The organism is Mesorhizobium sp. BHbdii, from assembly GCF_053848045.1.
The window spans coordinates 1-469 of sequence record NZ_JBSPKX010000181.1 but is presented as its reverse complement, the minus strand read 5'-3'; the positions used below and the strand labels follow the sequence as shown (position 1 = coordinate 469).

The window sequence follows — 469 nt, the reverse complement described above, 5'->3', positions numbered from 1 at the left end:
AGGTCGCCGGCGAAAAGAGCGGCTTCATCGCCGCCCGTGCCGGCACGGATTTCGAGGATGGCGTTCTTGTCGTCGGCGGCATCCTTGGGCAGAAGCAGGATCTGGATATCCTTCTGCAGCGTTTCGATACGCTCCTCCACACCGGGCAAATCCGCCTCGGCAAGCGCCCGCATCTCGGCATCGGTGCCTTTGTCGGCGAGCATCGCTTCGAGGTCGGCCTGTTCATGCTCGGCCGAGCGCAATTGCCTGACCTTGGCCACCATGTCCTGCAGCTCGGCATATTCCGATGCCATCTTCACATAGGCATCCGGCGCCGGGCCGGCCGACATCTGCGCTTCGAGCATCTCGAAACGCTTGACGACTTGATCCATGCGATCGTGGGGCAGATTGACCATGATGGGGGCGCTACAACGGAATCGAGCGGTCGTCGGCGAAGGCCTGCAGAAGCGCCCGCATCGGCAACCCCTGC

At 62.9% G+C, this 469-nt stretch carries 1 protein-coding gene; it reads right to left on the bottom strand.

All coding sequences use genetic code 11. The annotated features are described in order from the left end of the window. The coding region (locus ACWTU8_RS32510) for a PCRF domain-containing protein (protein WP_455851335.1) at positions 1 to 395 on the bottom strand (395 nt) is incomplete at its 3' end. Positions 396 to 469: the final 74 nt, after the last annotated feature.